The following is a 26342-nucleotide window of genomic DNA, read 5'->3' as shown; positions in this document are numbered from 1 at the left end:
CATTCGCATCTGTTATACTCTAGGTGAATTCAACAAGTCCAAGATAAGTTATGTACCCCAGAGGAGGCATATCATGAAGTTCATTAAATACACACAACCTGATTTTGATGATTATTATGCATTGGTTTCCAATATGGAAGTAATGAAACAGATTACAGAACGTGCAGTACCTGAGCAAGAGGCGAGAACGCAATTCGAGTCTATGCTGGAGTTTAATGAGCGTTCCACTTGTGGACATTACCGAGTATATAGTGAAGATGGTGCCGGTGTGGCGTATGCCAAATTGATTCCGGATCAGGAGGACCCGACCAAGGCTGAGATAGGTTACATGATCCTGCCTGAACATTGGGGCAAAGGTCAAGGCACATCCATAGCTTCACGGTTGATTATTCAGGCACAAGCCGCAGGGATTGGATCCCTCTACGCAGTTATCGATCCGGGTAACGCTGCTTCCCGCCGGATCTTGACCAGACAGAACTTTGTATCCACCTGGACAGGCGATTACGAGGGTCTTCCTGGCGAGATTTTGGAGTTAAATCTTCAAATGAAGCGGTAAAGGGACTGTTCTGAGGGTAATCAGATAATACAGGGCATCTTGCATGAGAGGGCTGGAACTCATTACTCATTAATTATATGGGCGTTCACCATGCACTTTTCATGCAAGATGCTTGCTTATATAGAGATGTGGAGGAGATGACATATGAGCAATTCAACCATGGAACGTCTGAATGCATTACTGCCGGAGTGGCTGGAGACCAGTCGTTTGCACACCGGGCAAGGTAAGGTGGCTTCTTATATCCCGGAGCTTGTCAAAGCCTCTCAGGATGAGCTTGGTATACATATCATGGACGCCGAAGGGAACCATGTGTCAGCGGGGGATTGCGGTGTCCCATTTACGATGCAAAGTATCTCCAAAGTATTTACCCTTATTCTGGCCCTGATGGATCATGGGGAAGAAGCGGTTTTCTTTAATGTAGGAAAAGAACCGACAGGCGACGATTACGATTCGATGATCAAGCTTGAACTAGTCGAACCCGGAATCCCGTTTAATCCACTAATCAATGCGGGTGCGATTACGGTGTCCTCGCTTGTTGGAGGAGACTGTAAGGAAGAAAAATCACGCCGCATTCTGGAGTTTTTCCGCAAACTGGCGAATAATGATCGCCTGGGCTATAACGAAGAGGTATTCCAGTCCGAATCGGAGAGTGGTCATATGAATCGTTCACTTGGCTACTTTTTGAAGCACAACGGGGTTATTAAGGATGACGTTGAAGACGTGCTTGCCGTGTATTTCCGTCATTGCTCCATTGAAGTGACGTGTGCAGATCTGTCTCGAATGTCACTTGTTCTGGCCTATAATGGAACAGATCCAATTACGGGAGAAGAACTCATCCCTCGTCGCTATGTTCAGATTGCGAAGACCTTCATGACCACCTGTGGTATGTATAATGCATCAGGCGAATTTGCCATCGAGGTCGGTTTGCCCGCCAAAAGTGGAGTATCCGGAGGGATATTGACCCTTGTACCGGGACAATTCGGCATTGGTCTTGTTGGCCCGGCTCTGAATCGCAAAGGCAACAGTATTGCCGGCGTGCATCTGCTGGAGCGTCTGTCCAAGGAATTCGACTGGAGTTTTTTCTAAGAAGTTTTTCAGAAAAAAGAAGCTTACCCTTATATGTAGCCGATGAATCACATATCTGATATTTTGCTTCTTTAGAACGAAGTGAATGGTCAGGATATGTCTCGTCGGCTGCTTTTGGTATTCACCTGGAAGTGTAGGAAGACAGTCCTGCATGGCAACGGCTATGCTGCATCTATCATGGAATATCCACAACATCGGGGTGGGTATATCTCCCTTCATTCATCGGCTAGGGCCACATTTGTAATGAGGTTCATCTGAATATCCCGGGACCCATCTTACATCAGTAGTCTGAGGGTACGGGCAGGACGGTCCAGCCGAAGCACCTGTCCCGTGTAACGGATATCGTCATGTTCGTGAAACAACGTAATAGTGACCCTATCTCCAAGCATCATCGAGTTGCTGAGCAAACGGGACATTTCTTCCGCGGCCTGGGCATCCAGGGATGGGCGGGTACGAGGAGCAAGTTGTTCCTGATGAAGAATGTAGGCTTCCCGGTGTTCGGGGAGCATCATGCGTGAGGACTCGAAGATACCGTTTTGCTGCAATTTTTTACTCATTTATAATGACCTCCAATTTTATGAGAACGTTCATGGGCTTGCGCGGACGAGCAGAGGGAGGATGCCCGCATAATGGCGGTATCTCCGTACCTGCGCTTGATATCATCCGTGGCACGTTCCAATTCTCTTTTACGTTCGCGGTCATCAAACCAGGACAGCTGCACTTCAGAATCGGGTACAAGTCCGGTCAATGACACGCTGATGCGGCGGATGGGTAATCCGTCCCAATGGCGCAGAAACAGAGCTGCTGCCGCATCGTATACTTCATCCGTAATGTTGGTGGGTTCATTCACCTTCATCTGGCGGGAGAAACCGGTTGGCCGATCATAATCCTGTCCGCGACATCCAACCGAGACCACGTGGCCCATGAGTGATTTGTCCCGGCAACGTCGACTGACGAGTTCCGCCAGTTCAAGTAGTACCACCTTGATATCTTCCCAGGAGTCATAGTCCCGGGGCAGTGTCATCTGATGTCCGATTCCCTGCTGCTGATGAGCATATGTCCCGGGTTTGACCGGGGAATCATCAATACCGCGGGCGATACGCCACAATACCTCGCCATTCACACCCCAACGTTCTCTCAGCCGGGACAGTGGAGTCTGGGCCAGATCACCGATCGTATGGACCCCCATCTTATAGAGATGCTGCGCCATGCGGGAACCGACCATGAACATGTCTCGCACAGGTTTTTTCCAGATGGTTGAAGGCAGATCTTTGCGAGGTAGCGTGCAGATGCCTCCCGGGACTTTCTTGGCATACAGATCACAGGCCATCTTGCTAACGACCTTGGTATCACTGATGCCGATCCGAATGTATACACCCGTCTCATCCATCACCCTGGATTGAATGCTGCGGGCAATCGTCTCGGGACTACCGAACAGATCCAGGCTTCCGGTGACATCGAGAAACTGTTCGTCAATACTATAGGGTTCCACCAGATCGGTGTAAGACTGAAGGATACGCGTAATATGAAGGGACACCCGAATGTACTCGGCCATCCGCGGGCGAACAACAACAACATCCGGACATTTGGCGAGCGCTTCGCCCAATCGTTCTGCTGTTGTAATTCCATAGGACTTGGCGAGTGGACAAGCCGCAAGAATAATACCCGAACGGCGCGCCGGATCTCCCGCAACAACGAGGGGGCGGTCCTTGTATTCGGGATGTGCAGACTTCTCCACGCTGGCATAGAATGACTGGCAGTCGGCCAGCATGATGACACGTCTGTCTTGGCGGGGCATAAGACTTCTCTCCTTATCCGTGATGCTGTACTCTACTTTAAAGTGTCGATTATCTTCATTTGAATATCTATAATTAACAGTTTATTTACAGTATGGAACAAGTGTTCTTGTTTTATAAGCATATCCGACAATTCGAAATGCGGCAACCGGAATTATTTTGCAAATTGGACACAATTGCCCTAAGGCCATATTAGAGTCAGAAATTAGGAAATAAGATGTGCTTTTTTACATTTAATGTGAGAGATCCGTGACTTGAGGGTGATGACCGGGCGTTCATTTCGCTTTTTGTAAAAGGGTTATAAATGGGTACAGTCCTATAGAGGGGGACTGATGTCCTTTTTTGATTTTCTGCACTTTTCAGAAAACCTTGATGTGACGCGGAATATCGCTGATGCGTTATCGGACTATAGTATCAATTTTGTAATCTTTATGGTTAATACTGTAAAAAGGTCCGCAACTTTAAAATATAACTCGCGTTTAATGGGGTATGTGTTCAAACGGCAAACGTTGCCTGTTCCCGCGTTGCACATAACAATAAAGGTTCCAGAAGTGCAAGATCAGCAGGGCATCTAATCCATGCGATTCCAGCAAATATTAGTGTTTGGTAATCAGATGTATCCTGGAGGCTTTCGGATGCTAGTTGATGGCGCTTTTTACGAATTATGGGCAGAATGTTCCATTTCATGTTTGCTTCCATCAGCCTAGTTACAAATGCAGAGTCTTAGCGCTATAGTGAGAACTACACCGCTGACATCTCTACCAAGCGGACATCCGAAGCGGATTGATTCGTAAACTTCATGTTGGACCATTCGATGTTGAAGCAGGATGCATATTAGAGAGGTGAGCAATCTAAAGACATGAGCAGACAAAGACGAAGACGCTGGCTATTAACGGTGTTGACAGGAGCAGTGGTGGTGACCGGTGGAATATTTGCCGGATGGCACTATATGCAACCCAAGCTCGTTACGTACACAGCGGAGAACGGCACGGAGATGAAATTCAAGACCGATGGAGACCGGTTCATGGAATACGGGCCAGATGGAACGTGGAGGGAGATGTTCGTCAAAGGTGTCAACCTGGGCGCAACTTCACCGGGGCATTACCCGGGAGAATTCCCGCTGACCAAAGAGGATTACTTGCGGTGGTTCCAGCAGATCGAGGATCTGGGAGCCAATGTAATCCGGGTATACACGGTTCACGAACCGATTTTCTACTCCGCATTGGTCGAATATAACCGCGGACGGGAGCAACCGTTATATTTTATACAAGGGATATGGTCACCTGAGGAAGAGCTGATTGAGAAGCAGGATGCCTACGCCGCCCATATTGAGCAGACGTTCAAGCAGGAGATTGAGAAAGCCGTATCTGCTGTCTATGGCGATGCGGACATTCCGGCCAAGCAGGGAGAGTCCAGCGGCAAATACAAAACCAATGCAGGAAAATACCTGATGGCCTGGCATGTGGGGACGGAATGGGACCCGGCGATGGTAGACAACACAAACGCAAAACATGCGGACGTACCGCAGTACAAGGGAGTTCATTTCTCGGCTACTCCAGAAGCGTCACCGTTCGAGAACTGGCTCGCAGAGCTGTTGGATCATACGGCGGTCCTGGAGAAGAAGTATGGGTGGGAACATCCGATGACCTTCACCAACTGGGTAACGACCGATGTGCTGGATCATCCCGGCGAGCCGTTGTATGAAGAGGATCTCGTCAGTGTGGATGCCCGACATATTCAGCCGGAGGCGTGGCAGGGAGGTTATTTTGCAGCCTACCATGTATACCCGTATTACCCGGATCTGTTCCATATTGATAAAACGCTCCAAACCATCAAGGATGAGAACGGTGAGTACAACACGTACAAAAGTTATCTGCGCAAACTTAAAGCCGAGTTTTCCGATATGCCTGTAATGATTACAGAGTATGGCGTACCTTCTTCTCTTGGTATTTCCCATCTGGGTATGGGAGGCCGGAATCAGGGTGGACATAACGAAGTAGAGCAGGGAGATATTGACGCGTCACTGACGCAGGATATCTATGATGAAGGATACTCGGGAGCGATTGTGTTCATGTGGCAGGATGAATGGTTCAAAAAAACATGGAACACGATGCCACTGGAAATTCCGGCTGATCGCCGTGCATATTGGCTGAACGTGCTGACAAACGAGAAAATGTTTGGTCTGCTTGCCATGGACCCGGGCAAACAGGAACAGTTGACCATCGATGGAACACTGGATGACTGGAATGATCTGAAGGATGAAGAGGTCACGACCTGGCAGGGCCAAGTGGACGGCATTCAGGAAATGAAGATGACCCATGATGAAGCCTATCTGTATATTGGGCTGACCTTGGATCAACCGTTTGACCCGGAGAAGACAGTGCTGCGAATTGGTACAGATACACTTGCTGGAGGCAGTCAGCCTGATAAGTTACTCCCGGGGCGGACACTTAGTGATGGTCTTGAGACAGTGATTACACTGGGGCAGGATGAAGAATCACAGGTGGAGATTGCCAAGGATTATGACTTTAATCAGCGTCTGTACGGCAAAGAAGGATACGATATGCTGCCAGATCAGCAGTCAGATTCCGCAGATAATCCGTTCCACCCATGGAATCTGGCAGTCAGCCTGAGGATGACACCGCCGGATACCCGATCTGCTCAACCGTTCATGAATGAAAAGGTCGGACCATTGAAGCGAGGAACGACGGCTCCCGGCCAGCCTGATACGGATTCATTAACGGCATGGCAGTATAACGGCAATCAAGTGGAGATGCGAATTCCCTGGATGCTGCTTGGGTTCGGTGATCCGAGTTCGCTGCAAGCGATCGACTATGGACCGCTCAAGAATGGACGTGAGTTCTCTACAGTTGCTGTGGAAGGCGTTACTCTCATTCCGTGGTTAACGGACCGCGCCACGAAGAAAGTATCTTGGCCTGGGGGTGAACAGACGACCCTGGACCTGAAGACTTTGCCGGTATATAGCTGGCAGCCTTGGGAGCAGGTGCAGTATAGTGAACGCCTGAAGCTAAGCTACGAAAAAATGAAGAAGAGCTATGAAAAAATTCCTAGTTTTCAGATCGAATAAATGAGTATAAAGGAGGACCTTTTCACATGTTTCCAAGTTTGGCTTTGGCCTATCTGTTTTTGTACATCTGTATCGCACTTGTTGTTGTAGGCGTCATCGTATTGTTTGCCATGAAAATGTCCCACAATGGCAAACGACGCAAGACGGCGTTTTATGAATTGAAGCAGCGTGACTACTTCACCTATCTGCAAACAGCCTTGACTGAGAATAGTCCACTCAAATTGCCACCAGGCAAACTGGCTCCGCTGGAACGCAGAGTCATTCAGGACAGATTGATTGAATGGATCGACCAGTTCAAGGGTGAGTATCGCGACAAATTAATCGCACTGTGCCGTGAAGCAGGATTCGTAGAGCATGATCTGAAGGAACTGGGCCGTCTGCGTTATGGTCGCCAGATTGATGCAGCTTATCGCTTGGGTGGCATGCGTTGTCCTGAAGCCGTTCCGGGTTTGATGGAATTGCTGAAGGATGAGAAACCGGGCCCGATGGCCATTATGATTGGTCGATCCATCTCCAGATGTACGACTCGGCAAGGTGAACTGAAAGACATGCTCGCGTTGCTGTTAACCAAAGGTAAGTCCATTCACCATCTGGCAGCAGATATTCTGCTCGAAACGAGTCTGGATACGAGCAGAATTCTAATTGAATTGCTGGAAGATCGGAATCCTGATTTTGTAAAAGTCGGACTGGTTGCCATGTGGGGACAGGCTGTACCTGAAGTGATGCCTGCACTCGACAGACTGGTAGGCGCAGAACATCAGGATGTACGTGCCGAAGCGGTGAAGCTGTATCTTAGCGCAAGTCCAGCACTCCGGGATGAGACCATTCTGAAGCTGATCCAGGACCCCGATCCGGAAGTTCGCGCTGAAGTGGTACAAGCGCTTGGTTCGAAACATGCATCTGGCAGTATTCCATTGCTGCGCAAAGCGCTGCGGGATGAGGACTGGAGAGTTCGATATAACAGTGCGGAGAGTCTGAGCAAGCTCGGTGAACCGGGATTCGAAGCGCTGTGTCAGGCTGCGGTGCAAGGTACAGTTGCTGAGCGCGAGATTGCGATGCAGCAGATTGAGAGTACCATGCAGCACACGAGAACCGATGACAGAGCTGTAGAGCAGATGATTGCACATAACAAAAAAAGACTGCTGTACGATCGCTATTTTGGCCCTGTCCGAGAGAACAGAACCAGCAAGAAACGCACAGGTGTCGCTACGGTAGGAGGGGATTACACTGCTTAGGGATCTACTATTAATCTACGGCATGGTCGCAATCTACTATGTTGTTTTTGTAAATACGCTCTATTTTTCCATTCTGGCCTTATCGTTCCGTAACATCTGGACGATCTTCCGGCGGTCGCATTATTCCAAATACAATACATTGTCAGGCTCGGAACTAGTGCCTTCGGTTTCTCTGCTGGTACCGGCATACAACGAGGAACTGACGATTATTGAAAATGTGAACTGCCTGATGACGCTGAATTATCCAACCTATGAAGTGATCGTCGTAAATGACGGCTCCAGTGATGCCACACTGAAGATTTTATTGGATGAATATCGGCTGAAGCCAGTACCCAATACGAAGATTCGGGGCAAGATCGCCTGTCAGAAAATTCGTGGGATCTATCATAACCCGGAGTTCCCGGATCTGTATGTCATTGACAAGGAAAACGGCGGTAAGGCCGATTCCCTCAATGCCGGGATCAACCTGTCCCACTATCCGTTGATCTCTTCGATCGATGCTGACTCGTTGCTGGAAAAGGATGCCCTGATCCGCATGGCACGCATGTATATGGAGAATCCGGAAGAGACGGTAGCCATCGGTGGAGATGTAAGGATCGCCAATGGTTGCAAAATTGAAAACGGGGCAGTGCAAGATGTATCGCTGCCACGCAAAATCTGGCCCATGTTCCAGTCCATTGAATATCTCAAAGCCTTCCTGGGCGGACGGATTGGCTGGAGTCACATGAACGGTCTGATCATTGTCTCCGGTGCCTTCGGTATGTTCCGTAAGGACGCTGTTATCGCCGTAGGTGGTTACCGGGATGGTTATCCTGGGGAAGACATGAACATCATCATTAAACTTCACCGTTATATGCTGGAGAACAAATTGAAGTATCGCGTTGCCTTCTGCCCTGAGGCCGTATGCTGGACGCAGGCGCCGGATTCCTACCGGATCTTGTCCAGTCAGCGCAAGCGCTGGGGCCGTGGGAACCTGAAGAACATGATTGAGAATCGCGGCATGTTGTTCAATCCGAAATATAAAGTCATGGGTATGGTAACCATGCCTTATAACGTCCTTTTTGAAGCGCTGAACCCGTATTTCCGGATTACCGGCCTTCTGGCTCTCGCTGGATATGTGCTTCTGGATATGACGCAATGGCCGATTCTGGTTCTGTTCGGACTGCTGAACTTCGTGAGTGGTTATCTGCTGAGTGTAGGCGCACTTGTCCTGGAGGAGATTGCTTTCAAGCGTTATAACAAGCTCTCCGATCTGGTCAAAATGCTGGTCTACTCCGCGCTGAAATTCGTGGGTTACCACCAGCTCGGCGTACTGTGGAGATTGCAGGGACATGTGCAGTTCATGCAAAACAACAACTCATGGGGTACCATGACACGCCAAAGCTGGTCCGAGGATGAGAAGAAAACAAGCGAAGCCGCTTAAGTACAGAGATCATGGAAATACAGTAACAGCAATATAGATGTTCAACTAAATATTTACACGATAACGGAGAGGACAGAAATAACCTGATGAAGCGAAGCGTGCGCCTAAAAGCTTTCTGAAAGAAAGCTACATCGAAAGCATACGCTATCCCCGGATTTCCCCTTGTTAAAAGGAATCAAAAAAGTCTGGGGATAACAGCGATCAAAAGGTCGTTCTGTCATCGGAGTGTCAGTGTAAATAACATTTTTTGGACATGTATAGATAATCGAGGAGAAGGGTGGAAAAGAACATGCCAAATACGGCGACATTGCAGCGTGAGGCTGCCGTTAATGTGTACCGAAGTGTAGAACAGGGATTGAAGGATACGGGTGCCGAAACATGCGGCTTAATGTTCATCCATTGTGCAGGAAACTCTCAACCTGAGCAGCAGGTCAGGACACATCTGGAGCAAACGAGTGAGACATCCTTCCAGGTGTGGAAGGATGGGGCTACCCAGGCAATTGCCGTCCTGCTGCCAGGGTTGTCACTGGATGAAGTTCATTATGAAGGACTTCGGATCAAACATGAGTTGCAAGAGACCGTGCCCGGTGCCGATCCACAGATTACACTGGCCAGTTTCCCGGAAGGGGAGCGCCCTTCGAAGGCAACTATTCAGCATATGGCTGAGTCCTCAAAGCTCGTAGATTCGTCGGAGATTCATATCTACACGCTAGACAATACGGCGGACGAGCCGGAACGAATTTTGATTGTGGACAACGACCCTACGGTACGCGAATTCCTGCAGTTGCGGTTGAAGATGCAGGGATACGAAACCTATGAAGCCGTCGATGGACTGGCTGCACTGGAGTTGATCGAGAAAGTCACACCAGACCTGGTGCTCACCGAACTGAATCTGTATGGCATCGACGGTCTGCCGTTCATCCATCATATTCAGAACCTGGAGATGGAGCAGCCACCCAAAATTGTCGTGTTGACCGAACAACGTGTCGAGCAGACGATTAGTCAATGTTTCCGCAGCGGCGTGGATGATTACATGACCAAACCGTTCTCACCTGTAGAGCTGGATGCACGAATCAGACGCTGCCTGCATTAGAAGACGGCTTGGAACAACTGATTGTGTGAAGTGCAAAGTAAGAGTTTTTTTACACTATGAATCAGATAGATTAGAGCAACATTTAGAGCACAGACACTCATCTATTTATATGGATTTTAAGCACTACCAAATACACTGCCCGGAGGGAATATCATGGAGAATCAACAATTCCACACATTACTGAATGCGATTGAAAATAAAGAAGCTGTACTCGGCGTCGTCGGGCTCGGTTACGTAGGACTTCCACTTGCCGTGGAAATGGTCAATCAAGGTTTCACGGTAATCGGAATTGATCTGGATGCGTCCAAAGTAGACAGTATCTATCAAGGAGATTCCTATATTCACGATATTTCGTCCGATGAGTTGAAAAAAGTAATGCAAAGCGGTCGTTTCCAGCCAACGACAGATTACAGTATGCTGCGCGTGATCGACGCACTCAGTATCTGCGTACCAACACCGCTTAGTGAGAATCAGGACCCGGATACGTCTTACATCGAGACCGTTGTGGATCAGATCAAACTGCATATGAAACCAGGTATGCTCATTACGCTGGAAAGCACTACTTATCCAGGTACGACGGAAGAATTGATCCAGCAGCAGCTGGACAAGATCGGACAAGAAGCAGGTAAAGACTACTTCCTCTGCTTCTCGCCTGAACGTGTGGACCCGTCCAACGGACGTTTCACAACATTTAATACACCGAAAGTCATCGGGGGTACAACCGAAGCTTGCCTGAAACTGGGAACAGCGTTATATAGCAAATATGTAGAAACCGTAGTACCGGTATCTTCGCCGAAAGTGGCTGAGATGTCCAAACTGCTGGAGAACACATTCCGCAGCGTGAACATTGCCTTTGTAAATGAAATGGCGATGATGTGCGACCGTATGGGCATTGATATCTGGGAAGTTATTGACGCGGCGGCGACGAAACCATTTGGTTTCATGCCATTTTATCCAGGCCCAGGCATCGGTGGACACTGCATTCCGCTTGATCCGATGTACCTGTCATGGAAGGCCAAAGGCTTCCGTTTCTATAGCAAATTCATTGAGCTGGCGCAATCTACCAATGACAACATGCCATATTATGTATTGAACAAAACGTCAACGATTCTGAACGAATACGCGAAATCCGTACGTAAATCAAATATTCTGCTCCTCGGCATGTCGTACAAACCGAATATTGCCGATCTGCGTGAATCACCAGGACTGGAAGTATATGAACTGTTCAAGGAAAGTGGAGCTAACGTTAGCTACTACGATCCACATGCGGATTCCTTCCAGGACAAGCATGGGGAGACCGTACACAGCGAAGTGTTCAATCTGGAACAGTTCAAAAAGTACGATTGCATCGTGCTGATCACCAACCACAGCGATTTGCCTTACTTTGATATTGCCGAGATGGGTGTGCCGATTCTGGATACACGAAATGCATTCCGTTCGTACACACATCCGCACATCTACAAAATTGGTCACTCGGTTCAGCATCCTGTGTTTGAACCAAGTGAAGCGTTGCTCGTCTGAGGAAATATATGAGGCAACGGGGCAAGCTGGTGGGTATGGCGAAATGGGCTATTCTGGCTGCGGTGTTATGCCTGCTGCTTCTGTCCTGGATGTTCAAATGGTTCACGACGGAGGAACATAAAGCGACCTGGCTGTGGGACGCGTCCATTATTGCAGAACAAACGCCTCAAATTATTGCTTTTTCCAAAGAACAGGGCGTGGATACCATCTTCCTGCAAATCCAGGATGAGGTGCCTGATGCAACATATCGCAAATTCATTGCGGCTGCCCGGCAGGCTGAGATTGAAGTGCATGGACTTAACGGTCATGCAGACTGGGCTTATGAGGAAAAGCGGGATGAAGGACTTGCTTTTATCGAGCGAGTACGAGCATACAATGAAACTTCCGCCAAGAATGAACGCTTCGAAGGCATTCAACTGGATGTGGAGCCGTATCAGCTGAAGCGCTGGGAGAAAGAGGAGAACAGTGTCATTGGAGAGTGGCAGAACAACATGAAGGCCTGGACAAAAGCCGGCGAGGATGCCGGACTGTACATGAGCGCTGCCATCCCGTTCTGGCTTGATGCCCGTCAGTCGGCTGAAGGTGAGGGTACATTCAGTCGCTGGGTGATCTCCCACTTCGATGCGGTGGCCATTATGGCTTATCGGGACAGTGGACAGCAGATGTATGATCTGTCCAAGGAAGAACTGGACGAAGCGGATGATCTCGGCAAGAAAGTCTGGATCGGAGCGGAACTCGCGGATACACACGAGGGGGATCACCTGACCTTTTTCCGTAAACCGGTTAGCAATATGAATGAAGAGATGGCGAAGGTGTTTGATCTCGGTTCCTCTCATTCTTCATTTGCAGGTGTAGCTGTGCATCATTATGAAGCATGGTATGCCAAGAAGAACGGTATTCCACTTGCGCGCAAGGATGAAAAGAAGGAATAGTTTTATGTCAACGTAAAAAGTTCCTGGTTTCGAGTACGTGTAGTCAAGACTATAGTATAGAAAGAAGGCAAGTCCCGGGTAGATGGGGCTTGCCTTCTTTGGTGACGGATTTCGTAATGGGTTTTGCAGCACTATGCTGTGCAGGATATGAAACTCAGGAGTCCATTGTAATTTGGTAGAGGTGACATCTTACACAACGTATACAGGCGTGGTGCATAAGGAATGGATTATAGGCTGGGGAGCGAAAGGTCGCTCCCTCATTCTTTAGTACTCTCCGCTGTACGATAACGATTGGGCGGCAAACCGACTTGTTTTTTGAACGCTTTGGAGAAGGAGAACAAGTCGGGATAACCCACGGAGTGAGCCACTTCAGTTAAGCTTAGCGGCGTCTGTACCAGCAGGCGTTTGGCCTGATTCATTTTCAATTGTTGGATATATTGCACAGGGGACAGACCATAGGCTTTGCGGAACTGTTTGGCAAAATGGGTTCGATCCACACCCGCATGAGCGGACACGCCTTCCACGGAGATGCCGCCTGCAAAATGAATATCCATGTATTCCTTGCCTTTCTGGAGCCAAGGTGTGGCTGAATCCGGTTGCAATCCTTTGGTTGCGGGGGACCGGGCAATTCGGTCGAAGAGGTTTAGAAATCGGGTGAGTCGTCCCAGATCACTCGCTCCGTCCTGCGGTTTGCGAACATCCTCCATGAACGAACGCATGGCGCTTGCAGTCTCCGGCGTCAGTACACCTGAACGATACGGTGAGTCGGGTGTAAGTCCAATCCGAGACAGTAGCTCGGCTGCATGTGCGCCGTCAAAGGCAATAAATATTTTCTGCAACGTGTCCTCCGGGTCCGTCCAGTATTCATGCGTAACTTGTGGAAACAGACAGAACGCATCCCTGGCACGAAGGGCGTGACGCTGTCCATTCTGTATGAATGTACCTTCCCCCTCCAGTACAAACAGCAAATAATAATAAGGCGTAGTGCGCGGGCCAATATGATAGTTGGTTTTGGCTATATTACGGCCAATGCGAATCGGCCAGGCGCCACCAGCTTTCTCGAATTCAGATGGAGTGAAGAAAATAAGTTCCAAAAACTCATGGTGGTCCTCCTTCATGCTCTCGGTCATCAGGAACACCTCTTTATTGTATAAGTATCGTTTGTACATTCTAAAAGTTTCTCTTATAACCTATTATACAGGTGGGTTTTATACATATTCAAGATCAGGAAGACCTAAATCTGAGAAAAGACCACAAAATGACAAAATGAAATTGCCGCGAAATGACATTGCTCACAGACAAATCAATTGATATGATGTCCATACCTATTAAACCAAGTTAATTAATCGGCATTTGATTCTGAATATGTCTAATAAATCAATTTAAAGAATGACACGACAACGGAGGGGACAGAAAGGACCTGAAGAAGCGAAGCGTGCACCTTTGTCACCGGATTTTCCCATTAAAGGGGAATGAAAAGAAATCTGGGGACAAGAGTGCTCGAAAGGTTTTTTGTAACCGAAGTGCTTGAGTGAAACATTTTTAGAGCAATTTATCATAGAAGGGATTGACTCTTGTGAGCGAACAGGAAGAAATGAAGTTTGGATGGTTTTTGCCTACAGCAGGGGATGGGAAGTATGTAGGGGTTGCCCCGGAGCGGGAGCCGAGTCTGGATTATCTGATCGATGTGGCACAGACGGCGGAGAAGGCAGGATTCGAATTTGTACTAATTCCGACAGGGGGAGCGTGTCTGGACGCATGGGTGGTTGGCTCGGCAGTAATGAGTCATACGAAAACATTGCGTCCCCTTGTTGCCATTCGCCCGGGTTTGGTTACACCCGTACTTGCTGCACGCATGGGAGCGGCACTGGATCAGCTCTCTGGTGGTCGTGCCATGATCAATGTAGTGACAGGCAGTTCCGTTCGGGATCTGGAGGAACTGGGAGATCCACTCGCACATGCGCATGATGAACGGTATGTTCGCGCGAGTGAGTATATGGAAGTGATGAAGCGTTCGTGGACGCAATCGACGGGACTGAATCTGACGGAGTTTGCCGGAAGTGGCACACAATCAGGAGCTGATGCATCCAGCGATCTCAATCCTGAATTCAACGGGCAGTATTATAATTTCAAAGGGCCGGTAGGCATGCCGGAGACGGTTCAAAATCCACATCCACCATTCTATCTGGGAGGAAGTTCACCGATTGCCAAGAAGGTGGCCGTTGAGCATGCAGATACGTTCCTGATGTGGGGCGAGCCTCATGACTGGATTCAGGAGCAAATCGAAGAGATTGAGGTCATTCGTCAGCAAGTAAAAGAGGAAACGGGACAAGATCGTCAGCTCCGTTACGGTATGCGTGCTCAGGTTCTCATTCGGGATACCGAAGAAGAAGCATGGGCAGCAGCTTGGGAGATTATTAGTAAAGTACCACCAGAAGCGATCGAGAAAGCCAAAGCCGCTTTTGCCGAGACGGATGCAACCAACCAACGCAGACAGAACGAGTTACGGGAACTGTCCGAGAAGCAGCAGTTTGTCGTAGGTCCCAACCTGTGGACAGGCTTGTCCGTTGTGCGATCCGGCGGTGCAATCCTCATTGTAGGTACAGCCGAACAAGTCGCAGAACGCTTGATGGAATATGGAGATCTCGGCGTTACGACCTTCATTCTGTCAGGTTACCCTCATCTGGAAGAGGCAGAAATCTTCGGACGTGCCGTGATGCCAATCATTCGAGAAAAATGGAAAACAAGACAGAAGCAGCATCAAGTTACTACTAACTAAATAGGTTCAACTAATCTTTTTATACGAAAACGGAGAGGACAGAAATAACGTGAAGAAGCGAAGCGTTCGCCTTTATCCCCGGATTTTTCCTTTTATAAAAGGGAATCAAATAAATCTGGGGATAACAGCGATCGGAAGGTTATTCTGTCATCGGAGTGCGTTCAGTATAAACATTCTTTAGTTAACATATCAATCATCCTCAGGAGGTCGTCTTTCATGAAAAAAAATAAAAAATTGATCCTGCCGCTTGTCAGTATGCTGGTGATGTCCATCCTGTTGTCAGCTTGCGGCGGTGGGGATAACGCGTCCTCTGGAGATAACGGCTCCTCAGGTTCAGGCAAGGTTACGATCAGCTTCATGCACTGGCGCGGAGAAGATTCCGAAGCACTCAACAAGACCATTGACGCATTTGAAAAAGAAAACCCGAACATCAACGTGGAGATGCAGACACTGCCCTCCGATCAATATCAGTCCACTGTTCAATCCAAAATCAGTGACGGTTCGGTAGGAGATGTATTTGCATCTTTCCCGGGTGCACAATTCGAAGCCTTCACCAAAGCGGGATTGTTCACGGACCTGAGCGGATCCTCGTTCCTGTCAGCTTACAATCCGAAGCTGATTGAAGCAGGACAGCACGATGGCAAGCAATATGCGATCCCGTATCAACTCGTATATAACGATCCCATCTATAATGTGAAATTGTTTGAACAATACGGCTTGACGCCACCAACCGATTGGGAAGGTTTCCTGGCTCTTTGCCAGAAGCTGAAAGACAATGGCATCATTCCGATTGCCTTTGCCGGAGCGGACATTGGCCCAGGCCAATTCATGAATACGATGGTGATGAACAACGCACCAAGTGACGACATTTTTACCAAAGTGGAAGCGGGCGAAGCCAAACTGACGGATGAGTTTTGGGTGAAAACATTGACTCAAATCAAGGAACTGAACGATAAAGGTTACTTCCAGCAGGATGCATTGGGTACGAAGGACCCTGCGGCTGGCGCACTGTTTATTCAAGAAAAAGCAGCGATGCTGGCCAGTGGATCATATCAACTCGCTCAGAACAAACAGCAAAACCCGAATCTGGAGCAAAAACTGCTTGGACCAATTACAGTAAGTGCCGATCAGGCGAAATATGAAGGGGTGCATACCACTACATTCATGCTCGCGGTGAATAGCAAATCGAAACATCCGGAAGAAGCGAAGAAGTTCCTTGAATTTTTGAGCAATCCCGATGTAGCGAGTGACTACGCCAACCAGACGGGACAGAATGTAACGGTGAATGATGTGAAGTACGATACGCCTGAGCTTCAGGTAGCCGGAGAATGGGCAAGCAAAAAGACCGTGTTCCAGCCACGGTTCACCATCCTGAACGGAGATAATCAAAAAGCCGTAACCAACTCCATTCAGGCTGTGCTGAGCGGCACTTCTCCAGAAGAAGCAGCACAGCAGGCACAAGCGATCATTGATCAGCATATCGGGAAATAAACGATGAAGAATCGTATTCAGCTATCCCTGTTTTTGATCCCCGGGTTGCTGCTGTACGTGGCACTGTTCGTATTTCCTACATTGACGGGGCTGTTCTACTCCTTTACGGATTGGGACGGGGTATCCCCGTCGTATGCATTTGTAGGGCTGGATAATTACAAGGACAGTCTCAGCAGCATCGTATTTCGCAAAGCCTTTGGCAATAACGTGGAGTTCATGTTAACGGTAGTTATAGCACAAACCTTTATTTCACTTGTCCTGGCCCTGCTCCTGGTACGCAATACCAAGACACGCATTGTGCTTCGGGCATTGTATTTCCTGCCTGCGATTCTGTCCTCCGTATCGGTCGGGCTGATCTGGGCGTTCATGTATGATCCATCCATTGGGTTGATCAACTATGGACTGAATGAAGCCGGGATGAGCAGCATCGCCCGCAACTGGATTGGTGATCCCAAGATCGCCATCTATTCCATCGCTGCGGTCCAAGTCTGGGCCCATGCCGGACAGATGATGATCGTATTCATCGCAGGTCTGCAAGGTATCCCGGCAGAACTGTATGAAGCGGCTCGTATGGACGGCGGCAGCAAATGGCAGGTATTCCGTAAGGTGACCTGGCCACTCCTGGCACCTTCGGCAACGATTGTTGTGGCCTATACGACCATTCAGTCGTTCAAGGCATTTGACCTCATTTTCACCATGACGGACGGAGGCCCGAACTACGCAACTGAAATTTTGACAACATATATCTATCATACCGCCTTTGGCAGCTATTCATTTGGTCTGGCTTCTGCCGGTTCCATGATCTTCCTGGTGTTGCTCGCGCTCTTGACACTGTTGCAGTTCAAGGCACTGCGTGCCGACCGGGTAAGCTATTGAAGATTGGACGCATGTTCGTGAGTATGAGAGTCGTGAGTGGATGATATGTAAAAGTATTTGTCGTTTCCGTTCCATCCGAACGGCGAACCTGAACGGCATCGAAGATGACCTAATAGACTTAAAAAAGAAGGGAGGGAGTTTACATGGTTTTAAAATGGTTCAATCGACTGATCCTGTTGGTGTACGCGCTGCTGATTCTTGTTCCGCTGTATTTTGTATTTGTATCTTCGTTCAAAACAAGCAGCAACTTCTTCACCAGCCCATTCAGCTGGCCTGACCCGTTCACGTGGGATAACGTCATAGGCATGTTCCGCAATCAGCCGATGTGGCAATACTTCGGGAACAGTATGGTCGTAACGCTGGGAACGGTTGCGATTGAGCTGCTGCTGAGCAGTATGATTGCTTACGCCATTGTCCGCTGGGGCGGCAGCGTAGGCAAAATCGTATTTGCGCTGTTCGTGGCAGGCCTAATTGTTCCTTCCCAGGTGAGCATGCTGCCAATCTATTCCCTCACGCGTACGCTTGGGTGGTCAGACAGTCTGACGGGCCTGATTGTTGTATCCGCCGCGATGCTCATGCCTGTCTCAGTATTTATGCTGACAGGTTTCATGCGCATGCTCAATTCGGAGATTCTGGAAGCGGGCAGTATGGATGGAGCAAGCGAATGGAGGCTCTACACCCGGATTGCACTGCCACTTGCTGCACCTTCGCTGGCGGCAACGGCTACGTTCCTACTCGTCATGGTATGGAATGACTTGCTTATTCCGATGCTGATGCTCAGCAGTAAATCCAAGCTGACTTTACCACTAGCACTGATGCAATTCCGTGGGGAGTACGTAACCAACTATCCGATGATGCTCACGGGTGTACTTGTCACTGCTATTCCGATGATTGTGCTGTTCCTGTTACTCCAGCGTTACTTCGTTGCAGGTCTGACAGCGGGTTCACTCAAGGGGTGAGGTATCGTAGAAATCGGAAGGAAAAGCTTATTTTGCATTGATTTCTGGAGCATTCTGCATAATAATGATTTAGTGTCAGAGTGACTACATAGAGATCAAGGGAGCTATAAGTGATGAGCAAACTGGAAGTATTGCGGAATCCCAAGCAGCGTAAGCTGCTGTTCAGTGCCGGCATGAGCTGGCTGTTTGATGCGATGGAAGTCGGAATGATCTCCTTTATCGTGGCTGCACTCGCTAAGGAATGGAGTCTCAGTCCCGGACAAGTCGGTGTGCTGACGAGTATTAACTCCATCGGTATGGCATTAGGTGCTTTGCTTGCAGGTGCACTTGCGGACCGTTTTGGACGGAAGGCCATTCTAATGTGGACCTTGTTAATCTTCACGATTGCAAGCGGTCTATCTGCATTGGCGACTGGATTCGCCGTATTGTGTGCACTACGTCTGGTTGCGGGTATTGGACTTGGCGGAGAGTTGCCTGTGGCATCTACACTGGTATCCGAGTCGATGCCTACAGCGGAACGTGGACGTGCCGTTGTATTATTGGAAAGTTTCTGGGCAGGGGGCTGGATTGTATCCGCGCTTATTGCCAACTTTGTCATCCCGGAGTACGGATGGAGAATTGCCTTTGCCATCGGTGCACTTCCGGCGTTCTATGCATTATATCTGCGTCGTGCCATTCAGGACCCGCCGCGATATAAGAATCATGCCAAGCTTCGTAAAATCACGTTCCGCGAAAAAGTGGCTACCGTCTGGTCAGCACCACATCGCCGTACAACGTTGATGCTCTGGATTTTGTGGTTTACCGTCATTTTCTCTTATTATGGCATGTTCCTATGGCTGCCATCGGTTGTGATGGCAAAAGGATTTACGTTGGTTAAAAGCTTCCAATACGTGCTGATCATGACGATCGCACAATTGCCAGGTTACTTCACCGCAGCGTACTTCATTGAACGTTACGGTCGCAAGTTCGTACTTGTTGTTTATCTTACGTTGACTGCATGCAGTGCGATTGCGTTCGGACTGGCAACAACGGAAGCGACGATCCTGGCCGCAGGAATCTGTCTGTCCTTCTTTAACCTGGGAGCCTGGGGTGGTCTGTACGCCTACAGCCCGGAATTGTATCCAACTTCTGTTCGTTCGACAGGTGTGGGTCTTGCCACATCGGTAGGCCGGATCGGTGGCGTACTTGCTCCACTGATGGTCGGTATGCTGGTTCAGCGTGAAGTGGCAATCAGCCTGATTTTCACCATTTTCTTCGTGACCATCCTCATTGGCGCAGCGGCTGTACTGTTCTGGGGCCGGGAAACGAAGGGTCAGGAACTTGCTGAGTAATTGTCAATAAATACAACGCAACTTTTGTACAGGTCTGCCAGCCTACGGAAATAACGGGTTGGACAAGCGTTGTAAGGTTGATAGAAGAAGGGGTATGACCATGGTGTGACCATGGGCTCATGCCTCTTTTTGTTATGTTCGGTGTCGTTTTTTCACTGCGTCATCGGTCCGATAGACTTCATTTTTTCTATATCCTATAATGACACTCGGGATGTCCAACCGTGAGGATTCAGGAGGAAGATGTGGGATCTGGATTCAGAAAAGTGGAGGTTAATGGAATGATGAAGAATAATATTGGAATGGATCAACCGAATGAAATCAATGAAAAGAATATGATAAGTGAATTAGATAGCGTAAGTGAGATGACAGAGATGAAGGGGGGAAGCCATATGAACAGTAATGAACGGACTACAGTTGATAGCACGAATGAGGGGCTGAATCCATTAACGTTTGCTGACAACATGGAACCTATCACTGTCAGTCGGAAAGTCACTCATGGGAAGGGTAACATGGCTGGCAAAAGAGCAGGGCGGGTCAGTATGCTTCTCGGTGCCTGCGCATTGACTCTGGGCTTGACCGTGGCAGCTCCTTCTGCGGGAGCACAGAAGTTGGAACAGGGCGTTCGTAGCGAGCATGTGCTGCAATTGCAGGAGCAATTAAGCGATCTGGGCTACTTCGATGCTGGAATGACTGGATATTACGGTACCATCACCAAAGGTGCTGTCCGCAAGTTCCAGCAGGCGCAGGGACTGAGTGCAGACGGCGTTGCAGGTCCAGCAACGCTGAATAGGCTGAACAAAAAGGCCAAAGCCGAAGGCGAGACGTTACGCCAGTTGGCGAAGCTGATCCATGGTGAAGCGCGCGGAGAATCTTTTGAAGGGCAAGTCGCTGTAGGAGCGGTTGTGTTGAATCGGGTACATTCGAGTGAATTCCCGTCGTCTATTTCGAAGGTTATTTTCCAGAAAGGGCAATTCACGGCTATAGATGATGGGCAGTTTAATACCAAGCCAACCCAGACTTCTTACAGGGCTGCTCGTAAGGCATTGAATGGCGCTGATCCGACAAACGGAGCGCTCTATTATTACAATCCGAAGATCGCCACTTCGGTGTGGAGTAAGAGCAGGCCAACGCTGCTGACTATTGGGCAGCATGATTTTACGAGATGAGTTAAGTTGAGATAGGTAGTGTAACATTTGAAATGGTAATGGTGAACCTCGGCTGTACGCTGCTGAATGCAGACGTGTACCGGGGTTTGTTTTATATTTTGGTTGTGTAGGCGAGGAGTGGCTACTCATCCTTTAACCGCCGTTGATACAAAATAACAGACACAATCGTTAATACAACCGTCCATATCAAAATAATGAGGAGAGGTTTTAAGAGGTCTCCAATTGTAAAGCCTGTATGGGGTATATTTAGCAAAGTCACAAGTTGAATGCTTGGTGTATAATCCAGCATTTTAAAAATCGGGAAATCTCCAAACAAGATTGTTGCAACAGGAGGAGCAGAAAATACCATTGCTGCAGGAATGATTGCTAATGAAGCTTCAAGGACCGTTTTAGAGAATAAACCACATATCGTTCCTACTGCTGTGTATAGAATTATTGAAAGAATGATTGCAATTGCAAATGCCCATATACTAGGTGGCTCATAGCCTAATATATACGTAGCAATAGCCAGAACAATAGCAGACATGAAAAAGACTAAGGTGCTTTTACCAACTAATACATCCATCGTTGTGGCTGGAGTCATCATTAATGATCGTAAGGTGTTACGTTCCTTTTCTTCCGCGATCAAACATGCTTGTGCGAAAGAGGTTAAGAGCACAAACGAAATATTTAGAAGAAAACCTATTGCCCCAGGGAAAGAAGGGCCTGCAGTGCGAAAAAGAAATGCGAATAGAATCGGAACAAGCAACATGATGGAAATGCCATAATTGCGTGAAAACTCTTTGTAGTCCTTTACAAATATTGCTCGCGCACGTTTTAACGAGATACTCATAACAGTTCACCTCCTGTCACTTTAATAAAGATATCGCCTAAACTTGGCTCTTTCGATTCCAATCGCTCGATTAAGCCTCGCTTCATCCAATCGGCAATTTGCTCAGCCGTTCCTTCATTCATCGGGAGCTCGTAGGTTTCCCCGTTTACCAATTCTACACAAACGACGTTTTCCCGATGCTGTTTTCTAAGCGCCTTAGGCGAGCCAATAGCTTGGATTTCACCTTGATACAAAATCGCTACACGGTCACATAACAATTCTGCTTCTGACATATCGTGTGTCGTTAGAAAAATTGTTGTCCCTTTCTCATTTAAGTAGCGTAGCCCTTTATAAATATGTGTGGAGTTTACCGGATCCAAAGCTGAAGTAGGTTCATCTAAAAATAATAATTCCGGCTCATGGATAATTGCGCATGCCAGCATAACACGCTGACGCATCCCTTTCGATAAGTGGATGACTTTCTTTTTGCGTTCTTCGCTTAAGTTTACAAACTGCAATACTGTATCGATCGAAGTTTTAGGAAGGTCATATAATTGGCGATACAACTCCAGATTTTCATCTATCGATAATCTTTCATATAGACCACTGTTATCTGACAAAATACCAAAGCGCATCTTCTGTGCAGACTGATGCATCATCTCCACTGGCTGGTTAAGTACAGTTGCCTGTCCACTTGTCGGATTTAATTGCGCAGTTAAAATCTTAATTAAAGTTGTTTTTCCAGAACCACTTGGACCTAGAAAACCTAAAATTTCACCTTTTGGAATTGAAAAAGATACTTCTGATAATGCATTCTTATTTTCAAATCTCTTTCGAATACGTTCTACTCGGATAACATCCATGCATATCACTTCCTTGGAGTTGATGACTTAAGCATATAAAGATTACATGCCTCCAACCATCGAAATCCGCCGAAATGTAGCTGTCAACGGCTGAACGGTACCATTAGTTGCTGGATTGAATCGATATTTCCCTGGAAATCAAATGTTAAGATGTGTTTTTAATTCTTGTAATTTTGAACGAGATAACGGAACAATTGCATCTTGTCCTGTATTTAATCGCAAGCTGTAGCTATTTTTCGTCCATGTAATAATCTCTCTTACCTTCTGTAGATTAACAATATAGGATCGATGACATCTAAAAAATCCGAAGTTAAACAATTTCTGCTCGAGCTCGGTCAGCGTCAGCGCACAGATAAAACTTTCTCCACCTACATGGACAAGAACTGAACCATCCATACTTTCTATGTAATCAATTTCAGGCGGATTAAATAAAATCACTTTGTCATTTTTTTTCGTATAAATCTTCTGCAGGGTTATATTGGCTCGATCTTGTTCCTGCACTGTTTGCTTGTCCTCTTCTGAATCACGAATATCCAACAGATGAAATCCGGATTCATTCAGACGATAAATTGAATCACAGGAAATCATAGCATCCTCTAAATTAGAAGTTACAATTAAAATCTGTATTTGTTTCGAAAGATCATCTAAAATCCGTTTAAACTGGCGACGATCTTGTTCTTCCAAATAAAAATAGGGCTCCTCCAGTACCAGTGTAGGCTGATGTGCAAAATAAACGCGCAGCAACGTCACATACATTCTTTTTGATGGGCGTAGATTCTTGATTTTTACCTTCCGTTCTTCTTTCAAAGCGAAATAATCCAATAACATAGTGGCACGATCATTCCGCTCTGTTATGTTGATTAAAAATGTGATTAATTCTTCCACCGTTAATTGTGTATACTCGTTTTGTTGAGCTCGAAGTATGTAATATTGGGAACGATCCTGCAGTTGATTCATTAAAATCTGTTTTCGCTTCAAGTCTGTTATAATGCCAATCGATTGGTTACATGCCATATTTAATTCGATTTTGGGTAAAAATAGTTCCCCATCATGATACACTGGTTGAAATTGCATCTTGTCCTCCTGGTCATCACTGCTTTTGGATAATATGTAACAATTATAATGTTGAAGTAATTTTTTGTCAGCTTCAATTGAGATAATTTAGATCCTCGATCAGGCATATGAATAATGAGCCTCCAGAAATCGGTTGGACGTAGCAGCATTGCATACGAAAAGCGATTGGATACCATGGATATATAAACAAAAAACCACTCCAAATGAATGAACTGCACTCCAATTGTTAGACACAACTACCAATTGGAGGTGCAGTTCAATGAATTAGGGTGGTTTTTTAGAGTGATAGTTTTGTCATAATGTGCGATGGAGCTGTGTTTACACTACTCTTGAACAGCAAAAGGAATTTTCAACAAAGTGGGCTCTACAATGGTTTTTCCAGTATCGTAGTCATAGACTTTGTTGAATACAAGTTCAATGGATTCCAACTTATCAGGGTCATCGGTATATACCAAACCGTAATTCGTATTATCAATAACTACGCCATCATACTGATTATAGACATATGATTTTCTCATGAAATTGCGATCTGCGGAGATCGGCTTTCCCGTGTTTGGATGAACGGAGTTTAAGCCGTAAAAACCGATATTCTGATCCGTAGTATTTTCAACAGTATAGAGAATATTAATATAAGTGATCTTGGAACCGATATCTTCTCGATTTAGAATGGAAATGTTTTTCTGTGAATCCTCAGGAATGTCACTAGCCTCTAATAATTGGGCATGAACAATATGAATGGTTAGTGGGCCACGTTCAAAACGTGTATTCAGAGGCACAGACTTTAGTAATTTCAGATTCCCGCCATAATCAAATATTCCTGTATCGCCAGGTTTGGATAGGATCGGTGACACAACACTTTCAAATAGCCTGTTCTGAAGACTGCTGGCGGCCTGCTCGAATTGATCTAGTTCTGGCTCCCATCCATTATAATTGCGTTCGGACCGGAAAGGCTCTAAACCGGTTTCCATGACTTGTCCAGGAGAAGCATCCATAGGCTGTATTTGATTGATTTCTAGTTGTGTAGAAGTGGCATGATTTGAGCTACCTGAGCTACCCAGAAGTGCGATAGCGAGCAGTAATTGAACAATAAACATAGGATGAGACACCCTTTCTCTCTAAAATAAAATTAAATAAGATCATCAACCCACCTAGTTGTTATCTGAAAATAATATGGCCTGATATGATATTGGTGGAATAGATTTACGGTCAAAGTAATAATAATCATAGCAAAATGGCGCATTGAGATAATGAGAATAACGACCTAAATTCAGGTAATAGAGGATTGACGAGTGGATATAGTGATTTAGATATAAGGACCCATGCGACAAAGTGGGGATTTCTGTTCGGTAAGGACCAGGGTCGGTTATGAGTGGATACATAGAACCATTTTAGAAGAATAACAATGAAATTTATCGGAGGAACAGATCGAACAGATTCTACAGGCTGGATCGGTTGTGTTAGAATATAGGAATTATGGAAGTTGGAGGGTTGAAGTGGGAATACATAAAGAGTTAAGTCAAATTAGAGCTGAAAACCAATCAACTACAAAACAAAATGTCCTTTCAATTGTAAGTGCGATAACGATCGGAGTGATTTTAGGTTTAGCGGCAAAGCTTGTGGATGCTCAGGGGATTAACCCCATATTTGACGATATTGGTGGGCGTCTAGGTATTTGGATTTTTGTTGCCACACTCATATCGGTTATTAGTTATTCTCCTAAACTAGCAGCAGTTAAGGTATTCTTCTTTTTTGTGTCGCTGCTAACTGTTTATTATCTATACACCGTGTTTTTTCTACATTTCGTTCCAATGAAAGAAATTATTTTTTGGGGGATGTGTGCAGTAGTATCTCCGATGTGTGCTTATGTGATGTGGTATGCACGAGGCAATGGAACTGTACCTAATCTAGTGTTATCCCTTCCAATCACAGCTCTACTGTCCGAAGGGTATCAATTGCGCGATGCTTACTTGCCCGAGCATACTCATTACTATTTGATCCCAATACTTATGGGAATATATCTAATCATGGTCATTATTTTATTATTTATTGTTCCTACGAAAAGACTTAAATTTTTGATTATACTACCAATATCTATAATAATGTCTTTCATCATCATATATTTTGATGTTCTAGGGCGGTTATTCGGTGGCTTGAACGGAGTGTTATAGATCACTTTGGCAGATTGTCATACAAATGCGACAGTCTTTTTTACAATAGTATATTTGCTTGTTTCAAAGTCTGGTTCGTCCTGTGTTGCCATAA

Annotated in this window: 22 protein-coding genes; 15 read left to right on the top strand and 7 right to left on the bottom strand. The window is 46.8% G+C overall.

The genetic code is table 11. From position 1 onward, the window contains the following. Positions 1–73 precede the first annotated feature (73 nt). The gene (locus tag IFU39_RS17880) at positions 74–556 is read left to right on the top strand and encodes a GNAT family N-acetyltransferase (RefSeq protein WP_091018262.1); all 483 of its coding nucleotides are present in this window, start codon (positions 74–76) and stop codon (positions 554–556) included. A gap of 144 nt (positions 557–700) precedes the next feature. Further along, entirely contained in the window at positions 701–1642 is a 942-nt protein-coding gene (glsA, locus tag IFU39_RS17875) for a glutaminase A (RefSeq protein ID WP_091018260.1), read from the top strand. A gap of 275 nt (positions 1643–1917) precedes the next feature. Here the strand turns inward: glsA and IFU39_RS17870 are convergent, their stop codons facing one another. Together IFU39_RS17870 and IFU39_RS17865 are read right to left on the bottom strand one after the other, a co-directional pair. Next, positions 1918–2199 carry a YolD-like family protein gene (locus tag IFU39_RS17870; protein WP_192134096.1) on the bottom strand — a complete coding sequence of 94 codons (282 nt, stop codon included), beginning with the start codon at positions 2197–2199 and terminating at the stop codon, positions 1918–1920. Beyond that, the gene (locus IFU39_RS17865; protein ID WP_192134093.1) at positions 2196–3440 is read right to left on the bottom strand and encodes a DNA polymerase IV; all 1245 of its coding nucleotides are present in this window, start codon (positions 3438–3440) and stop codon (positions 2196–2198) included. The genes IFU39_RS17870 and IFU39_RS17865 overlap by 4 nt, the downstream gene beginning before the upstream one ends. An 857-nt stretch (positions 3441–4297) precedes the next feature. Between IFU39_RS17865 and IFU39_RS17860 the strand changes: the two genes are divergently transcribed. The 6 genes from IFU39_RS17860 to IFU39_RS17835 all read left to right on the top strand — a co-directional run bounded on the left by IFU39_RS17860 (position 4298) and on the right by IFU39_RS17835 (position 12730). Further along, positions 4298–6526, top strand: a complete 2229-nt coding sequence (locus IFU39_RS17860; RefSeq protein WP_105599599.1) for a hypothetical protein — start codon at positions 4298–4300, stop codon at positions 6524–6526. 26 nt (positions 6527–6552) lie between these two features. Continuing rightward, a complete protein-coding gene (locus IFU39_RS17855; RefSeq protein WP_091018251.1) occupies positions 6553–7761 on the top strand; it encodes a HEAT repeat domain-containing protein in 1209 nt (402 codons plus the stop codon). Between the two features lie 22 nt (positions 7762–7783). Further along, positions 7784–9184 (top strand): glycosyltransferase family 2 protein, encoded by a 1401-nt coding sequence (locus tag IFU39_RS17850; protein WP_179198584.1) that lies wholly within the window; start codon positions 7784–7786, stop codon positions 9182–9184. A 289-nt stretch (positions 9185–9473) separates the two neighbouring features. Beyond that, positions 9474–10277, top strand: a complete 804-nt coding sequence (locus tag IFU39_RS17845) for a response regulator transcription factor (RefSeq protein ID WP_105599597.1) — start codon at positions 9474–9476, stop codon at positions 10275–10277. A 153-nt stretch (positions 10278–10430) separates the two neighbouring features. Next, positions 10431–11798: a nucleotide sugar dehydrogenase gene (locus IFU39_RS17840; protein WP_091018247.1), complete on the top strand. Its 1368-nt coding sequence runs from the start codon at positions 10431–10433 to the stop codon at positions 11796–11798. Between the two features lie 8 nt (positions 11799–11806). Next, positions 11807–12730 (top strand): hypothetical protein, encoded by a 924-nt coding sequence (locus IFU39_RS17835; RefSeq protein ID WP_105599596.1) that lies wholly within the window; start codon positions 11807–11809, stop codon positions 12728–12730. A gap of 257 nt (positions 12731–12987) precedes the next feature. Here IFU39_RS17835 and IFU39_RS17830 read toward each other — a convergent pair whose 3' ends face one another. After that, the gene (locus IFU39_RS17830; RefSeq protein WP_105600006.1) at positions 12988–13860 is read right to left on the bottom strand and encodes an AraC family transcriptional regulator; all 873 of its coding nucleotides are present in this window, start codon (positions 13858–13860) and stop codon (positions 12988–12990) included. A 464-nt stretch (positions 13861–14324) separates the two neighbouring features. On the opposite strand from IFU39_RS17830, the gene IFU39_RS17825 reads away from it, so the two are divergent. The 6 genes from IFU39_RS17825 to IFU39_RS17800 all read left to right on the top strand — a co-directional run bounded on the left by IFU39_RS17825 (position 14325) and on the right by IFU39_RS17800 (position 21332). Further along, the gene (locus IFU39_RS17825) at positions 14325–15509 is read left to right on the top strand and encodes an LLM class flavin-dependent oxidoreductase (RefSeq protein WP_105600004.1); all 1185 of its coding nucleotides are present in this window, start codon (positions 14325–14327) and stop codon (positions 15507–15509) included. Between the two features lie 216 nt (positions 15510–15725). Further along, positions 15726–17000, top strand: a complete 1275-nt coding sequence (locus IFU39_RS17820) for an ABC transporter substrate-binding protein (RefSeq protein WP_192134091.1) — start codon at positions 15726–15728, stop codon at positions 16998–17000. 3 nt (positions 17001–17003) lie between these two features. Then, entirely contained in the window at positions 17004–17876 is an 873-nt protein-coding gene (locus IFU39_RS17815) for a carbohydrate ABC transporter permease (protein ID WP_192134089.1), read from the top strand. Positions 17877–18019: 143 nt separating this feature from the next. Next, positions 18020–18835, top strand: coding sequence for a carbohydrate ABC transporter permease (locus IFU39_RS17810; protein ID WP_192134087.1), 816 nt, complete (start codon positions 18020–18022; stop codon positions 18833–18835). Positions 18836–18948: 113 nt separating this feature from the next. After that, positions 18949–20166 carry an MFS transporter gene (locus IFU39_RS17805; protein ID WP_124116114.1) on the top strand — a complete coding sequence of 406 codons (1218 nt, stop codon included), beginning with the start codon at positions 18949–18951 and terminating at the stop codon, positions 20164–20166. Between the two features lie 278 nt (positions 20167–20444). Continuing rightward, positions 20445–21332: a cell wall hydrolase gene (locus tag IFU39_RS17800; protein WP_235431594.1), complete on the top strand. Its 888-nt coding sequence runs from the start codon at positions 20445–20447 to the stop codon at positions 21330–21332. Between the two features lie 121 nt (positions 21333–21453). On the opposite strand, the gene IFU39_RS17795 is transcribed toward IFU39_RS17800, so the two are convergent. From IFU39_RS17795 to IFU39_RS17780, 4 genes are all read right to left on the bottom strand, one after another. Next, positions 21454–22164, bottom strand: a complete 711-nt coding sequence (locus tag IFU39_RS17795) for an ABC transporter permease (RefSeq protein ID WP_192134085.1) — start codon at positions 22162–22164, stop codon at positions 21454–21456. Beyond that, the gene (locus tag IFU39_RS17790) at positions 22161–23006 is read right to left on the bottom strand and encodes an ABC transporter ATP-binding protein (RefSeq protein ID WP_192134083.1); all 846 of its coding nucleotides are present in this window, start codon (positions 23004–23006) and stop codon (positions 22161–22163) included. The genes IFU39_RS17795 and IFU39_RS17790 overlap by 4 nt, the downstream gene beginning before the upstream one ends. 138 nt (positions 23007–23144) lie before the next feature. Next, on the bottom strand, positions 23145–24080 hold the full coding sequence (locus tag IFU39_RS17785; RefSeq protein WP_192134081.1) for a LytTR family transcriptional regulator DNA-binding domain-containing protein: 936 nt from the start codon (positions 24078–24080) through the stop codon (positions 23145–23147). 323 nt (positions 24081–24403) lie between these two features. Continuing rightward, on the bottom strand, positions 24404–25174 hold the full coding sequence (locus tag IFU39_RS17780) for a hypothetical protein (RefSeq protein ID WP_076328009.1): 771 nt from the start codon (positions 25172–25174) through the stop codon (positions 24404–24406). A 399-nt stretch (positions 25175–25573) separates the two neighbouring features. On the opposite strand from IFU39_RS17780, the gene IFU39_RS17775 reads away from it, so the two are divergent. After that, the gene (locus IFU39_RS17775) at positions 25574–26248 is read left to right on the top strand and encodes a hypothetical protein (RefSeq protein ID WP_192134079.1); all 675 of its coding nucleotides are present in this window, start codon (positions 25574–25576) and stop codon (positions 26246–26248) included. Positions 26249–26342 lie beyond the last annotated feature (94 nt).

The sequence above is a fragment of the Paenibacillus sp. CFBP 13594 genome (genome assembly GCF_014842675.1).
Taxonomy (GTDB): Bacteria; Bacillota; Bacilli; order Paenibacillales; family Paenibacillaceae; genus Paenibacillus; species Paenibacillus amylolyticus_B.
The sequence above is the reverse complement of the archived record's forward strand: the minus strand, read 5'-3'. Positions and strand labels throughout refer to the sequence as shown.

Excerpts from the sequence above, each read along its gene's own strand:
- IFU39_RS17880 (WP_091018262.1), top strand. The coding sequence starts at position 74 with ATGAAGTTCATTAAATACACACAACCTGATTTTGATGATTATTATGCA.
- glsA (WP_091018260.1), top strand. The coding sequence starts at position 701 with ATGAGCAATTCAACCATGGAACGTCTGAATGCATTACTGCCGGAGTGG.
- IFU39_RS17870 (WP_192134096.1), bottom strand. The coding sequence starts at position 2,199 with ATGAGTAAAAAATTGCAGCAAAACGGTATCTTCGAGTCCTCACGCATG.
- IFU39_RS17865 (WP_192134093.1), bottom strand. The coding sequence starts at position 3,440 with ATGCCCCGCCAAGACAGACGTGTCATCATGCTGGCCGACTGCCAGTCA.
- IFU39_RS17860 (WP_105599599.1), top strand. The coding sequence starts at position 4,298 with ATGAGCAGACAAAGACGAAGACGCTGGCTATTAACGGTGTTGACAGGA.
- IFU39_RS17855 (WP_091018251.1), top strand. The coding sequence starts at position 6,553 with ATGTTTCCAAGTTTGGCTTTGGCCTATCTGTTTTTGTACATCTGTATC.
- IFU39_RS17850 (WP_179198584.1), top strand. The coding sequence starts at position 7,784 with ATGGTCGCAATCTACTATGTTGTTTTTGTAAATACGCTCTATTTTTCC.
- IFU39_RS17845 (WP_105599597.1), top strand. The coding sequence starts at position 9,474 with ATGCCAAATACGGCGACATTGCAGCGTGAGGCTGCCGTTAATGTGTAC.
- IFU39_RS17840 (WP_091018247.1), top strand. The coding sequence starts at position 10,431 with ATGGAGAATCAACAATTCCACACATTACTGAATGCGATTGAAAATAAA.
- IFU39_RS17835 (WP_105599596.1), top strand. The coding sequence starts at position 11,807 with ATGAGGCAACGGGGCAAGCTGGTGGGTATGGCGAAATGGGCTATTCTG.
- IFU39_RS17830 (WP_105600006.1), bottom strand. The coding sequence starts at position 13,860 with ATGACCGAGAGCATGAAGGAGGACCACCATGAGTTTTTGGAACTTATT.
- IFU39_RS17825 (WP_105600004.1), top strand. The coding sequence starts at position 14,325 with ATGAAGTTTGGATGGTTTTTGCCTACAGCAGGGGATGGGAAGTATGTA.
- IFU39_RS17820 (WP_192134091.1), top strand. The coding sequence starts at position 15,726 with ATGAAAAAAAATAAAAAATTGATCCTGCCGCTTGTCAGTATGCTGGTG.
- IFU39_RS17815 (WP_192134089.1), top strand. The coding sequence starts at position 17,004 with ATGAAGAATCGTATTCAGCTATCCCTGTTTTTGATCCCCGGGTTGCTG.
- IFU39_RS17810 (WP_192134087.1), top strand. The coding sequence starts at position 18,020 with ATGGTTTTAAAATGGTTCAATCGACTGATCCTGTTGGTGTACGCGCTG.
- IFU39_RS17805 (WP_124116114.1), top strand. The coding sequence starts at position 18,949 with ATGAGCAAACTGGAAGTATTGCGGAATCCCAAGCAGCGTAAGCTGCTG.
- IFU39_RS17800 (WP_235431594.1), top strand. The coding sequence starts at position 20,445 with ATGATGAAGAATAATATTGGAATGGATCAACCGAATGAAATCAATGAA.
- IFU39_RS17795 (WP_192134085.1), bottom strand. The coding sequence starts at position 22,164 with ATGAGTATCTCGTTAAAACGTGCGCGAGCAATATTTGTAAAGGACTAC.
- IFU39_RS17790 (WP_192134083.1), bottom strand. The coding sequence starts at position 23,006 with ATGGATGTTATCCGAGTAGAACGTATTCGAAAGAGATTTGAAAATAAG.
- IFU39_RS17785 (WP_192134081.1), bottom strand. The coding sequence starts at position 24,080 with ATGCAATTTCAACCAGTGTATCATGATGGGGAACTATTTTTACCCAAA.
- IFU39_RS17780 (WP_076328009.1), bottom strand. The coding sequence starts at position 25,174 with ATGTTTATTGTTCAATTACTGCTCGCTATCGCACTTCTGGGTAGCTCA.